Consider the following 13,417-nt stretch of genomic DNA (forward strand, 5'->3'; position numbering starts at 1 on the left):
AACAAGTCAGTTTTCGTCAGCATTCGACCTTCTTAAACTTGCCCCAGCCCTGAAATTGTTGCTGGAGATGTATTCCCATGAGTTCCCTGACCGCGCCCTCTGCGGCGCTGGCCGCCGCCCCCGCGCCGGCCGCGCCTGCGCAGACGGCGTTTGGCCTGCAGGTGGTGGTCGGGCTGTTCGGTGTGTTGCTGGCCGTGCTGTGTGCAGGCCTCAACGAGTCGGTCACCAAGATTTCCCTCGCCGATATCCGCGGTGCCATGGGCATCGGTGCCGACGAAGGTGCCTGGCTGCTGGCGGTATACAGCGCCGCGTCGGTCTCGGCCATGGCCTTTGCGCCGTGGCTGGCCACCACCTTCTCGCTGCGGCGCTTCACCATGAGTGCCGTTGGCCTGTTCGCCGTGCTCGGCCTGTTGCAACCGTTCGCTCCCAACCTGCACAGCCTGATGCTGCTGCGTGTGCTGCAGGGCTTTGCCTCGGGTGCCTTGCCGCCGATGCTGATGAGCGTGGCCCTGCGCTTCCTGCCGCCGGGTATCAAGGTTTACGGCCTGGCCTGCTATGCCCTGACCGCCACCTTCGGCCCCAACCTTGGCACGCCGCTGGCGGGGCTGTGGACCGAGTACGTCGGCTGGCAATGGGCGTTCTGGCAGATCATTCTGCCCTCGCTGCTGGCCATCGTCTGCGTCGGCTGGGGCCTGCCGCAAGACCCGCTGCGCCTGGAGCGTTTCAAACAGTTCGACTGGCGTGGTGTGCTGCTCGGGCTGCCGGCGATCAGCTGCATCGTGCTGGGCCTGTCGCTGGGCGACCGCTGGGGCTGGTTCGATTCGCCGCTGATCTGCTGGCTGCTGGGCGGTGGCCTGGTGTTGCTGGTGCTGTTCATGTTCAACGAGTGGTCCGAACCGCTGCCGTTCTTCCAGTTGCGCATGTTGCAGCGGCGCAACCTGAGTTTTGCCCTGGTGACCCTGGCCGGTGTGCTGATCGTGCTCTCGGGTGTGGGCAGCATACCCTCGGCCTACCTGGCGCAGATCCAGGGCTACCGCCCGGCGCAGACCAGCCCGCTGATGATGCTGGTGGCCATGCCGCAGCTGATCGCCCTGCCGCTGACCGCAGCGCTGTGCAACATCCGTGCGGTGGACTGCCGCTGGGTGCTGGGTATCGGCCTGGCGATGCTGGCGGTGTCCTGTGTCGGCAGCAGCCTGCTGACCAGCGAGTGGATCCGTGGCGACTTCTACCCGTTCTACCTGCTGCAGGTGTTCGGCCAGCCGATGGCGGTGCTGCCGTTGCTGATGCTGTCCACCAATGGCATGACCCCGCAGGAAGGCCCATTCGCCTCCAGCTGGTTCAACACCGTGAAAGGCCTGGCCGCAGTGATCGCCGGTGGCCTGCTGGATGCCCTTGGCACCCTGCGCCGGCACTTCCATTCCAACCACCTGGTGGACAGCCTGGGCAATGCCCCGCTGGTTGACGACAGCGCCGCCGGCCTGGCAAGGCGCATCCACGACCAGGCGCTGGTACTCACCTCCGCCGACCTGTACCTGGTCATGGCCTGCATTGCCGTGGCCCTGATCTGCCTGATTCCTTTCGTGCCTACCCGGGTCTATCCGCCGCGTGCGGTGGCCTGAACCCTGGATGAATTCGAGAACACCTGAAATGACCAACAACCGCAAAACCCTGTTCATCGGCTCGGTGCTGGCCGTGGCCGTGCTGGCTGGCATCGTCGGCCCCTGGATGTTTGGCAGCGACCACCGCCAGAGCACCAACGACGCCTATGTGATCGCCGATTACACCGTGGTCGCGCCCAAGGTGGCCGGCTTTATCAAGGAAGTGCTGGTTGAGGACAACCAGCAGGTTACGGCCGGCCAGTTGCTGGCGACCATCGACCCCCGCGATTACCAGGCCGCCCTGGACGCCGCACAGGCGCAGTTGCTGGTGGCCCAGGCGCAAAGCGCCGATGCCCGCGCCACCCTGGAGCGCCAGGCCTCGTTGATTGCCCAGGCCGAGGCCGCGGTGAAAGCCGCCCAGGCCGAAGCGGCGTTCGCCGACCATGAAGTCAACCGCTACAGCCGCCTGGCCGAGCAGGGCGCCGGTACCGTGCAGAACGCCCAGCAGGCGCGCAGCGGCGTCGACCAGGCCCGTGCGCGCCTGGCGAATGCCCAGGCGGCGTTGGTGGCCACGCGCAAGCAGGTGGATATTCTGACCGCCCAGGTGGCCAGCGCCGATGGCCAACTGAAACGTGCCGAAGCCGGCGTGGAAAAGGCCCAGCTCGACCTGTCCTACACACGCATCACTGCGCCGGTGGACGGCATGGTCGGCGAGCGCGCACTGCGTATTGGCGCCTACGTCAACCCGGGTGCCCGCCTGCTGTCGGTGGTGCCGTTGCAACAGGCGTATGTGGTCGGCAACTTCCAGGAAACCCAACTGACCCACGTGCAGCCTGGCCAGCCCGTCAGTATCAGCGTCGACACCTTCTCTGGCGAAACGCTGCAAGGCCATGTGGAAAGCATCGCCCCGGCCACCGGTGTGACGTTTGCCGCCGTCAAACCGGACAACGCCACTGGCAACTTCACCAAGGTGGTGCAGCGCATTCCGGTGAAGATCGTCTTCGATGATGGCCAGCCGCTGCTTACCCGCCTGCGTGTGGGCATGTCGGTGGAAGCGACCATCGATACCCGTGGCGACAAGCTGGACGGCAAAGAGGTGAGCGCACGATGAAACCGGCATTACGCTTGAGCCCGTTGCTGCTGGCGGTATTGATGGCCGGCTGCACCATGGGCCCGGACTTCCTGCGCCCCGACAGCCAGGCACCGCAACAGTGGGCGCCGCTGCAAGGCGAGGCGGCAGCCAGCCAGCCGCAGGCCGAACCGCTGGAACTGCGCTGGTGGGAAGCCTTTCACGATGCCCAGCTGAGCGCCTTGATCCAGCGTGTTGCCGAACGCAACCTCGACCTGCAAATGGCCAGTGCGCGGTTGCTGCAAAGCCGTGCACTGCGCAGCACGGTGGCCGCCGATGAAATGCCGTCGGTGGATGCAAGCGCCGGCTACAGCCGTGCCCGCAACAGCGCCGAAGGCCTGAGCGACCCGTCTGGCAGGGCGGGTAAAGAGGCGTACAACCTTTGGCAAGGCGACCTGGTGGCCGGTTGGGAGCTGGACCTGTGGGGCCGGGTGCGGCGCCAGGTCGAGGCAGCCGACGCTACCGTCGAGGTGGCCGAGAACGACCGCCGCGGGGTGCTGCTGGCCTTGCTGTCGGAAACCGCCGGCAACTACTTCCAGTTGCGCGCGGTGCAGCACACGATTGATGTGACGCAGGACAACCTGAAGGTTGCCCGGCACAGCCTGAAGCTGTCTGAAAACCGCCAGGCCGAGGGCGTCGCCACACGCCTGGACGTGGCCCAGGCCAGCGCCCAGGTCGCGTCGATCGAGGCCCGCTTGCCAAGCCTGGAAGCCCGGCGCGATGACCTGATCAACGCCCTCAGCCTGCTCGCTGCCGAACCGCCGCGCAGCCTGCAGGCCGAATTGCTGCAGGGCGGCGAACTGCCCGCGCCGCAGCAGAAGTTCGCCATTGGCTTGCCGTCCGAACTGGCCGAGCGCCGGCCAGACATCCGCCAGGCCGAAGCCCGCCTGCACGCCGTCACCGCCAGCATCGGCGTGGCCAAGGCGGACTTCTACCCGAGCATCCGGCTGTCAGGCAGTGTCGGCTTCCAGGCCATGCAGCTGTCTGATTTCGGTGGCTGGGATTCGCGCCGTTTTGCTTTTGGGCCGCAGCTGTCGCTGCCGATCTTCGAGGGCGGCCGGCTCAAGGGCACCCTGGAACTGCGCGAGGCGCAGCAGCAGGAAGCGGCGCTGAACTACCGCAAGGTGGTGCTGGGGGCCTGGCATGAAATTGACGATGTGCTTCGCCTGTACAACGCCAGCCAGTTGCGCCGTGACCACTTGGCCGAGGCGGTGCGGCAGAACCGCATCGCCCTGGAAACTGCCCAGCGCCAGTATGTGGAAGGGGCCGTGGACTTTCTCAATGTGCTGACGGTGCAGGGTGCATTGCTGGCCAGCGAGGAGCAGTGGATCGACAGCTCGGCGGCGGTGTCGCAGGCGTTGGTGGGACTGTATAAAGCCTTGGGTGGTGGCTGGCAGGCGTTTGACGAACAGCCGGCAAGAAAAGCCTGAAGGCGGGGGCCGCTTTGCGGCCCATCGCAGGCAAGCCAGCTCCCACAGGTATTGCACCGGACCTGAGAACTACGCTGTACCTGTGGGAGCTGGCTTGCCGGCGATAGGGCCGGTACAGGCAGACGAAATCTCAGAGCGGGCGCAGCAGGCCAAAGCGCTTGCGCAACGCCCAATCCAGCAACCGCCGTGGCAGCAACCGGGCCATCAACGGCAACGCGGTACTGCCATTGCCCAACCGCACCACCGCCGGCACCGGCGACTTGCCGACTGCCGCCAGTACCCCTTGGGCAAACACCGCCGCCGACGTCGGCCTGTCCTGCGAAGCCCGCGCCCGCGCCTGCACATGTTCACGCAACGGCCACCACGGCGAATCCGCCGCCAGTACCTGCTCGGCCTGGCGCTGGGCATTGTTGGCGAACTGTGTGTCAATCGCCCCCGGCTGCACTTCCATCACCTGCACACCGAACGGCGCCAGTTCCAGGCGCAAGGCATCGCTCAGCGCATGCACGGCCGCCTTCGAGGCGCAGTAGGCACCGGCGAATGGCGTGACCAGCACACCGGAAACACTGCCGATGTTCACCACCGTTGCGCGTGAGCGGCGCAGCAGCGGGAACAGCGCGCGGGTAACGCCGACCACGGCGAACACGTTGGTTTCGAACTGTTGGCGCAGGGCATCCACACCACCGTCCAGCAACGGGCCCATGGCGCCGTAGCCGGCGTTGTTGATCAGGATATCCAGGGTTTCGAGCTCTTCGGCCAGGCGGGCGAGGGCCTCGGTGTCGTTCACATCCAGTTGCCGGGCGGTGAAGCCGGCGGCGTTCAGCACTTCAACATCCTCTGCCTTGCGAGCAGTGGCCCAGACGTGGTGGCCGGCATCGCGAAAGGCGTCGGCCAGGGCGCGGCCGATGCCGCTGGAACAACCGGTGATCAGGACGGTGGGCATGGTTGGGGCCTGTTGTCTGGGAGGATTGGTTTTCCTGTGCCGGCCTCTTCGCGGGTAAACCCGCTCCCACAGGTATCGCACAGGCTTTGAATACTGTGGGGTACCTGTGGGAGCGGGTTTACCCGCGAAGAGGCCGGAGCAGGCAAAGCATTAATTGGCGAATGTACCTTGCAGGTGCTCGGCGCGAAACTCCAGGGTCTGTGGCCGGTACCCGGCGCGCAGGGGGGGCAGCGGCAGGCAGTCCTTCCACTCGGCCCCCGGCTGTAAATCACCTGGGCCCCGGTAGCGCGGGGCGTTGTAGGTGCTTTCGGCCAGGTTCACGGTGTCGCCTGGTGCATACGCCGCCACTCGCCAGCGCAGTTCGGTCAGCGGGGCCTTGTTGCCGTTTTTCATGTGTACCTGCAATGCACGATCGGCCGGGCATTGTTCGGGGGCATAGGCAAGGCGCAGGTCCAGGCGGGCCAGTTGCGAGGCTTCGCGGGTTTCCTGCCAGGCAACGAACAGGGCTACCAGGCCCAGGCCACATACGGCCGCCAGGGAGATCGGCAGGGCCTTGGCCGGGTAGCGCAGCAGCAGCACCAGCCAGGTGAGGATGAGGAAGGCACCGATGATCATGAGGGTTGCAGACCTTGGTTGCGCGGGGTCTGACCATCGTAGCCTGAAATGGGGGAGGGCTCAAAAGCAGGAGGGCTGCGCCCTCCATTCGCGGGACAAGCCCGCTCCCACAGGGGCCGCGAAGCGGCCCCGGGGTTTCACTTATTGCGCAATGGTCTTGACCGATACCCCACGCTCGACCGGCGTGGAAGTGCGCCCATACACATCCTCGAAGCGCTCGATATCATCCTCGCCCAGGTAGCTGCCGGACTGTACCTCGATGATCTCCAGCGGGATCTTGCCCGGGTTGCGCAGGCGGTGGATCGAGGCGATCGGGATGTAGGTCGACTGGTTCTCGGTCAGCAGGAACACGTTCTCGTCACAGGTGACCTCGGCAGTACCCGACACCACGATCCAGTGCTCGGCACGGTGGTGGTGCATCTGCAGCGACAGGCTGGCACCCGGCTTGACGGTGATGTGCTTGACCTGGAAGCGGCCGCCCATGTCCACCGAGTCGTACGAACCCCAAGGGCGATACACTTCCAGGTGGTTCTGGGTTTCAGTACGGCCCTGCTCGTCGAGGGTCTTGACCATCTGCTTGACGCCCTGCACCTTGTCCTTGTGGGCAATCATCATGGCGTCCTTGGTCTCGACCACCACGATGTTCTCCAGGCCGATCACCGACACCAGCTTGCCGTTGCCGTGGATCATGCAGTTGCGGCTGTCCTGCACCACCACATCGCCCTTGGTGACGTTGCCGTTGTCGTCCTTCTCGTGCACTTCCCACAGCGACGACCAGCAGCCCACGTCGCTCCAGCCGGCCGACATCGGCACCACGCAGGCGCGCTGGGTTTTTTCCATCACCGCGTAGTCGATGGAATTGTCCGGGCAGCAGGCGAAGGTGGCTTCATCGATGCTCAGTGCATCGCCATGTTCCTCGCTGCGCTCCAGGGCCAGCACGCAGGTATCGTAGATATCCGGATCATGCTTTTTCAGCTCTTCGAGAAAGCGGCTGGCGCGGAACAGGAACATGCCGCTGTTCCAGAAGTAGCCACCGGCCTGGACGAACTCGGCGGCGCGTTTCTCATCGGGTTTTTCAACAAACTGCGCCACGCGTGCCACGCCTTCAGGCAGCAGGGCGTCCTGGCTGGAGCGGATATAGCCGTAGCCGGTTTCCGGCTTGGTGGCCGGCACGCCGAACAGCACCATTTCGCCACGCTCGGCGGCGACGGTGGCCAGGGCCAGGGCGCGCTGCAGGGCCTTCTGGTCGTCGATCACGTGGTCGGCGGGCAGCACCAGCATCAGCTCGTCGCGGCCTTCGTTGACCAGTTTCATGGCGGCGATGGTCACCGCGGGCGCGGTATTGCGGCCGAAGGGCTCCATCAGGATGCCTTGGGTTTCCAGCGTCAGCGCCGCCAGTTGTTCCTGGACGATGAACTTGTGGTCCTTGTTGCAGACCACGATTGGCGTGTCCATGCCTTCGAACGCCAGGCGCTCGATGGTTTGCTGGAACAGGGTGTGTTCGCCGGTCAGGGCCAGGAACTGCTTGGGGAACTGCTTGCGCGACAGAGGCCACAGACGCGAACCGCTACCACCAGAAAGAATTACCGGGATCATCATGTTTCTCCAATAGTCGTTAAAGGCAGGGGGATCAGTTGCTAGCCACGGGGCGAGTTACCCACACCGGCGACAAGCTGTTGCCGGAACCGGTTACGTACAGCACGGCGGCTTCGCCGCGCTCCAGGGCGACGGGTTTCACGTCGCCCACTTTCTTGTCACCTTGGTACAGCGCCAGGTTGACCTTGACCGGGTTGATTTCGCGTTCGCCCCGGCCGTTGGCAGCCACCGGCTTGACCACTTCGGTCTTGCCGTCGGCGGTTTTCAGGGTCAGCGGCTGGTCGCTCAGGTTCTGCACGCGCACCAGGGCTTTCTGCTTGTTCTTGAACGGCGGTTCTTCGATCAGCAGCGGGTTGCCGCTGCCGCTGTTGACCAGGGTGTAGTACTTGTCCGAGGCCAGCTTCACCGGCACGCTCTTGCCGCCGACCTGGGCGGTGTAATCGCCGCCTGGCAGGAAGCTGAAGTCGCTGCTGGCCTGGGCGCCAACCTGCTTGATCTGCGTGTTGCCGACCGACGCCGCAGCCGGTGCGCTGGCTGCGTTGTACAGGCGCACGAAGGTCGAGCCTTTCGGCGCGCTTGGGCCGTACAGGGCGGCGTCGGCCCCGGCGAAGGCCTGCATCGAAGCAAGGGAAAGGCCGGCCGCGAGGGTGAGGGCTTTGGCAATGGAAGTCTTGGTAGTCATGTGCATTTCCTCTCTATCGTTCAGTGGTTCGTCCGGGTGGACGACAAGGCCAGGTTTTCTTCGGATTTACGGGTGTTTTTCAGCTGGGCGATCCACTGCGGATCGAAGCTGCTGAGGTCGTTTTTCATGGGCAGATAACGTTCGGGGAATTCCCACACCACCACTTGCGGTGCGGCGTTCTTGAAGGCATCGCTTTGCAGGTACTTGAGCATCGGCAGCAACGGGCCGTGGCCGTCTTCGGCGTAGTTGGCGACGTCGCTGCGCAGTGCCTGCTGCAGCGCGCCGAGGAAGTTCCAGTGCGGGTTGGCGCTGTAGCTGGTACCCACCAGCGCGACCGGAATCTCGTTGTTGGCGAACAGCGCGTCGTCACCTTCACCCTCGGCTTGCGCCGGGCGGGTGCTGCGTTGTTGCAGATTGTCCGGGGCCGGCAGCAGGTTGCTGAACAGCGGGTCCAGTGGCAGGAAGTTGGTCAGGTCGCCTTTGTAGGGCGCGGTGCTGCCAGCTTCGGTGACGAAGGTTTGCGGGTCACCGTTGAGCAGGTTCTGCCGGCTCACGGCCTCGGCCAACGCCTGGGCGGCGACTTCGGCGCCCATCGGTGTCCAGTGGGTGTCGGTGCGCAGGAACACTTGGCCACGCGCCTTGGCTTGTTCCATGGCCGCTTGCAGGTCCGGGGCGAACACGTTGGCCTGGCGCACCTGGGCATGGAACCGGTTGTACAGGTCATCGTGCAGGCTGGCCGGCTGCTCCTTGCCCAGGTATTCCGAATAGAGGCGCGCCTTGGCTGGGATGATCGCCAGCACCAGCTGGCTGCCGTGCTGCTGCAAGGTGTCGCGCACGCCACGGATCAGCGCCAGGTTTTCCTGCATCAGTTGCTCGGCGCCGGCAGTGGGCTTGAACTCTTCGTCGCTGAACAGCCACTGGTCGCGGCCCAGCACCACACCGGGGCGGCCTTCGTTGAACAGCTTGAAGTCCAGCGCGGCCCAGAGGTTGGTGCCCAGGCGCTTGATCGGGAACTCGGCGTCGTAGTGGGTCTCGGCGGCCTTGGCCAGCTTGCCGTTTAGCACGGTCATCTGCTCGGTGCGCTGAAAGCTTTGCAGGCCACCGGTGGACCAAACGCCCATGCCCACCAGCAGGCCGAGGAACGACAGGGAATAAGTGATGCGTAATGTGCGGTTCATGTCATCGGCCTCAGAACTGGAAGTACAGGAACGGCGAGTAGCTCTGCGCCGAAAGTTTGAGGATCGAGGCCACGAACAGCAGCAGCACCAGGGCGCGGGTCATCACCCGGGCCCAGTCCAGGCCGATCGAGCCGTCAGCGTTGACCTGCACCGGGGTCGCCCTGGGCGTCGGCTTGGCGTTGCGGTAGAAGTCGCGCAGGCCGAAGTACGCCAACGTGATGTAGGCAATGATCAGGGTTGCCACTTGCAGGCCGGTGAGGTTGGCGCGGTTGAGCTCCGACAGCTGCCAGTCGCCGAAGCTGAACATGGCGCCATACATACGGCCGGCCACGTGCAGGTTTTCGGCGCGGAAGATCACCCAGCCGACCACCACCAGCAGGAAGGTGAAGGCCCATTTGACCGGGTTGAAGCGCTGCGGGTTGGTGTCCAGGCCCAGCGCACGTTCGATCGCCAGCCACATGCCGTGCCAGGCACCCCAGATGATGTAGGTGAAGTTGGCACCGTGCCACAGGCCGCCCAGCAGCATGGTCAGGAACAGGTTGCGGTAGGTGTTGAAGGTGCCTTTGCGGTTACCGCCCAGGGTGATGTACAGGTAGTCGCGCAGCCAGGTCGACAGACTGATGTGCCAGCGACGCCAGAACTCGGTGATCGACTGGCTGATGTACGGCTGCTTGAAGTTCTCCATGAAGCGGAAACCCATCATCAGGCCCAGGCCGATGGCCATGTCGCTGTAGCCGCTGAAGTCGAAGTACAGCTGCGCGGTGTAGGCCAGCGCGCCCAGCCAGGCGTCACCCGTGGTCGGGTTTTGCAGGGCGAAGCAGTGGTCGGCGACCACTGCCAGGGTGTCGGCGATGAACACTTTCTTGATGAAGCCCTGCATGAAGCGGGTGCAGCCTTCGGAGAACTTGTCCAGGGTGTGCGTGCGGTTGTTGAACTGGTCGACCAGGTCCTTGAAGCGCAGCACGGGGCCGGCGATCAGGTGCGGGAAGATCGCCACGAACGCTGCGAAGTCGATCAGGTTGCGGGTAGCCGGGGTGTCGCCGCGGTACACGTCGATGATGTAGCTGATCGACTCGAAGATGTAGAACGAGATACCGATCGGCAGCAGCACGTGGGTGAGGATGAACGGCTCCAGGCCAAACGAAGCGACGATCGCGTTCAGGCTGTCGACGCCGAAGTTGGCGTACTTGAAGTAACCGAGGATGGCCAGGTCGACGCCCACGCCGAGCAGCAGCCAGCGCTGGGCGGGTTTGGTGCGCACGCCGGCGGCACCCACTTTCAGGCCGATCCAGTAGTTCCACAGGGTGACCCCGGCGAACAGGGCCAGGAAGTCCACCCGCCACCAGGCATAGAAGATGTAGCTGGCGACCAGCAGCAGCAGGTTGCGATAGCGTTGCCCGCTCAGGTAGTACAGGCCGAGGAAGATCGGCAAGAACAGGAACAGGAACACGTTGGACGAGAAGACCATCCCGGTTCTCCTAATTTGTTCACAGCATCCAGGGCAAAGCGCCCCCCAAACCCCCCAGCGAAAAGCTGGAGGAAACCGTTGTCACTTCATTCCTGTTGGCGAGGGCTTCGCCCTCGTTTCGCGACACAAGGCCGCTCCCACAGGTACCGCGTTTCCCTTGTGGGAGCGGCCTTGTGTCGCGATGGGCCGCAAAGCGGCCCTAATCCAGGCGACACCTATTTCTTGCTTTCTGCGTTCGGGTCGTAGACCCGGGTCAGGTCGCCACCCAGCCGGAAGCTGTTGAACGGCTGCATGTGCTGCTTGCGATCGAGCGTGTTGCCGACGCAGTGATAAAGCGCGCACCAGGGTTCGAGCCAGGCGTACTTGCCGTCGACCTTGAGGTCGGTCATGTCCTGTTTCTCACCCGCGCGCGCCTTGAAGTGGCTAGGGTCGCGAGCGCCGGCCAGTACCCCTTCGCCCAGGCGCTGCAGGGCGAAGTTGTTCTCGCTGCGCAGGTCGACGTTGTTGGCCTGGGCGAAGCTGGCAATCATCGCCAGCGGCGGCAGGGCGTAGTTGTGGTAGGCCAGCGCGCGCTGCTTGCGCTTGATTTCGTTGGGCAAGAAGCCCTGGTCATCGATCTGGTTGGCGCCCACCTTGTATTCCTTCACGGCCCAGTCGAACAGGTCGTGGCGGTCGGTGGCCACGGCGGTTGCCATGACCGACCAGGCCGCCCAGTAGCTGTGGTTGTTGATCTTCTCCAGCGGCAGGTCGCTCCAGTCGCGCACGGTCTGTTCGGCCAGGCGGGCGAACCATTTTTCGATCAGCTCGGCCTCGGCCTGGTGCGCGGCCAGTGGCTGCGAGTTGGAGAACTTCAGGCGCAGCCACGAACCGCTCATGCTGCCCAGCGCCCATTTGCGCATCGACTTGCCGGTGTGGTTGTAGTCGGTGGACAACAGCGCATCGGCGCGCGCCCAGGTGCCCAGCCACGCCAGGGTGCAGTCGAGCTGCGCCGGGCGGCCGTCGCGCATGTACTGGCCCACCATCTTGCTCACGCCTTTCTCAAGGGTGGTGATGTCTTCGGTCGACTTGCGAAAGGCCTTTTCCGAGGCCGCGTTGAGCGTTGCCCGTGCCTTGTCCGAGCCTTCGTATTTACTGCGGAACTGCAGCGCGCCGGTGTACGGCTTGGGCGCCGCTTCACAGCGGAAGTTGCCATCGCCGGTCTTGAGCTTTTCGATCCCCTCGTAGTAACCCTGAGGCGGTACCAGCGCGGCGTGCGCGGCACCGCCGAACAGGGCCAAAGCGAGAAGGGCAGGGCGAAAGATGTGTTTCGGATGGGTCATGGGTCGCCTCACTGGCCGGCCTGCGCGGTTTGCGCAGGCACGGCGAAGTTGTTGCGTTTGCAGAGCTTGGCCTCGACCTTCTGGGTGCCGTTTTCCGGCCCCTGTACCTCGAACGCCAGCAGGCTCTGGCTGGCCCAGTCTTCGTCTTCGCGCATCTGGAAGACAAAGCGGCCATCGGTGTCGGAGGTTTCCGGTTTTTCCAGCTTGATGTCCTCGTGGCGGCCGTTGAGGTACCACAGGGTGGCTTGCAACACCTTCACCGACGGGTCTTCGAACTTCACGTCCATCTGCAGGTTGCGGTTGATCAGGTCTTTGATCACGCCGCCCTTGCCGTTGACCATCAGTTCGTTCTTGCCGGGCTTGAGGGTGGTGCTGGCGCTCATCAGGGCCGGGCGGTCGTCGCAGCCGTCATCCAGCAGGCCAAGGATTTGCCGCCAGATGGTTTCCTGGTCCAGGCGGTACAGCGGGGAGAATTCCCACACCAGGATCTTCGGCGGGTTCTTCTGGAATTCCTCGCTGCCCAGGTACTGGATCATCGAGCCTTCAAGGCCACCGCCCGGGAAGGCGACGTTGAGCACGTCGGCGCCGATGTATTGCTCGAGGAAACCCGAGAAGTTGTAGTTCTTGCCACTGTGGCTGGTGCCGACCAGGGTGATCTGCGCGTTGCCGCCGTCACCGAACAGGTCGTCGCCGCCGCTGGAGCCTTTCGGCTCGGTGGCGAACTGGTCCATGTACTGCACGGCGTAGCTGGTGCCGCACAGCTGGCCGGCAACGTTGTGCAGGGTGCCGGTCTTGCCCATGCGCCCGGATTTCTTCGTCTCGAATTCCTTGCGCGGGATGCCTTCGAAGGCCGGCATCTTGTGCACGGTGTCGGCCACGATTTTGGCAGCGCGCTCGGCGCCATACGGCGTCCAGTGCTGGTCGCCGCGGAAGTAGAAGTCCTTGCCCTGGTCGGCGGCGGCCAGTTGCTCGTTGGTCAGCGGCGACAGGTCGGGCACGTTGTAGCCCATGCTGGCGAAGCGCTTGAGCATGGCCTGGTAGTTGCCCAGGGCCTTCTGGTAGTCGAACGCGGCTTTCTCGGCCGGGTTGAGCATGTTGCGGTTCACCAGGCCACGGGTCGGCTGGTACACCACCACCAGTTCCACGCCACGCTTCTTGAACGCGTCGTGCACTTGCTGCAGGCGCTTGTAGCCGGCCGGGGTGGTGTTGAACTCGGTGCGCAGGTCTTCGCGGGTACGGAACAGCCAGTCACCGTGGGCCTGTACCAGCGTGGTGAAGTTCTGCTGGTAACGGGTGGTGTAGCGGCTGGCGTCGTGCGCTTCGGGGCACAGCTGGCAGCAGGGCTCGGCGCTGAAGGTGGGGGCCTTCATTTCGTCGGCGCGCACGCCTTGGCTGATCGCCAGAAGGGCGGCGGACAGGCCCAGCAGTTTCATCAGGTGTGGGGTCATGGTCTGGGCTT

11 protein-coding genes are annotated in these 13,417 nt (G+C 64.5%); 3 read left to right on the top strand and 8 right to left on the bottom strand.

The window, feature by feature from the left end:
* The first annotated feature begins 77 nt into the window (after nt 1-77).
* From ABOC32_RS07725 to ABOC32_RS07735, 3 genes are read left to right on the top strand one after another with little or no spacing between them, the layout of a single operon-like run.
* Nucleotides 78-1,619: an MFS transporter gene (locus tag ABOC32_RS07725; protein WP_426810627.1), complete on the top strand. Its 1,542-nt coding sequence runs from the start codon at nt 78-80 to the stop codon at nt 1,617-1,619.
* 28 nt (nt 1,620-1,647) lie between these two features.
* Nucleotides 1,648-2,709 carry an HlyD family secretion protein gene (locus ABOC32_RS07730; RefSeq protein WP_426810628.1) on the top strand — a complete coding sequence of 354 codons (1,062 nt, stop codon included), beginning with the start codon at nt 1,648-1,650 and terminating at the stop codon, nt 2,707-2,709.
* Nucleotides 2,706-4,157, top strand: coding sequence for an efflux transporter outer membrane subunit (locus tag ABOC32_RS07735; protein WP_426810629.1), 1,452 nt, complete (start codon nt 2,706-2,708; stop codon nt 4,155-4,157). The genes ABOC32_RS07730 and ABOC32_RS07735 overlap by 4 nt, the downstream gene beginning before the upstream one ends.
* A gap of 130 nt (nt 4,158-4,287) precedes the next feature.
* On the opposite strand, the gene ABOC32_RS07740 is transcribed toward ABOC32_RS07735, so the two are convergent.
* From ABOC32_RS07740 to ABOC32_RS07775, 8 genes are all read right to left on the bottom strand, one after another.
* Nucleotides 4,288-5,100 carry an SDR family oxidoreductase gene (locus ABOC32_RS07740; RefSeq protein ID WP_426810630.1) on the bottom strand — a complete coding sequence of 271 codons (813 nt, stop codon included), beginning with the start codon at nt 5,098-5,100 and terminating at the stop codon, nt 4,288-4,290.
* Between the two features lie 150 nt (nt 5,101-5,250).
* Nucleotides 5,251-5,715: a hypothetical protein gene (locus tag ABOC32_RS07745; protein WP_016489021.1), complete on the bottom strand. Its 465-nt coding sequence runs from the start codon at nt 5,713-5,715 to the stop codon at nt 5,251-5,253.
* A gap of 141 nt (nt 5,716-5,856) precedes the next feature.
* Nucleotides 5,857-7,311, bottom strand: a complete 1,455-nt coding sequence (locus ABOC32_RS07750) for a mannose-1-phosphate guanylyltransferase/mannose-6-phosphate isomerase (protein ID WP_426811579.1) — start codon at nt 7,309-7,311, stop codon at nt 5,857-5,859.
* A 34-nt stretch (nt 7,312-7,345) separates the two neighbouring features.
* On the bottom strand, nt 7,346-7,993 hold the full coding sequence (locus ABOC32_RS07755) for an alginate O-acetyltransferase AlgF (protein WP_426810631.1): 648 nt from the start codon (nt 7,991-7,993) through the stop codon (nt 7,346-7,348).
* A 20-nt stretch (nt 7,994-8,013) separates the two neighbouring features.
* Entirely contained in the window at nt 8,014-9,171 is a 1,158-nt protein-coding gene (locus ABOC32_RS07760; protein WP_426810632.1) for an alginate O-acetyltransferase, read from the bottom strand.
* A 10-nt stretch (nt 9,172-9,181) separates the two neighbouring features.
* Nucleotides 9,182-10,639 carry an MBOAT family O-acyltransferase gene (locus ABOC32_RS07765; RefSeq protein ID WP_426810633.1) on the bottom strand — a complete coding sequence of 486 codons (1,458 nt, stop codon included), beginning with the start codon at nt 10,637-10,639 and terminating at the stop codon, nt 9,182-9,184.
* 215 nt (nt 10,640-10,854) lie between these two features.
* Nucleotides 10,855-11,958: a mannuronate-specific alginate lyase gene (locus ABOC32_RS07770; RefSeq protein ID WP_426810634.1), complete on the bottom strand. Its 1,104-nt coding sequence runs from the start codon at nt 11,956-11,958 to the stop codon at nt 10,855-10,857.
* Nucleotides 11,959-11,966: 8 nt separating this feature from the next.
* Nucleotides 11,967-13,406, bottom strand: a complete 1,440-nt coding sequence (locus ABOC32_RS07775) for an alginate O-acetyltransferase (protein WP_426810635.1) — start codon at nt 13,404-13,406, stop codon at nt 11,967-11,969.
* Nucleotides 13,407-13,417 lie beyond the last annotated feature (11 nt).

The organism is Pseudomonas sp. WOUb67, from assembly GCF_050058005.1.
In the GTDB taxonomy this organism is placed as follows: Bacteria; Pseudomonadota; Gammaproteobacteria; order Pseudomonadales; family Pseudomonadaceae; genus Aquipseudomonas; species Aquipseudomonas putida_R.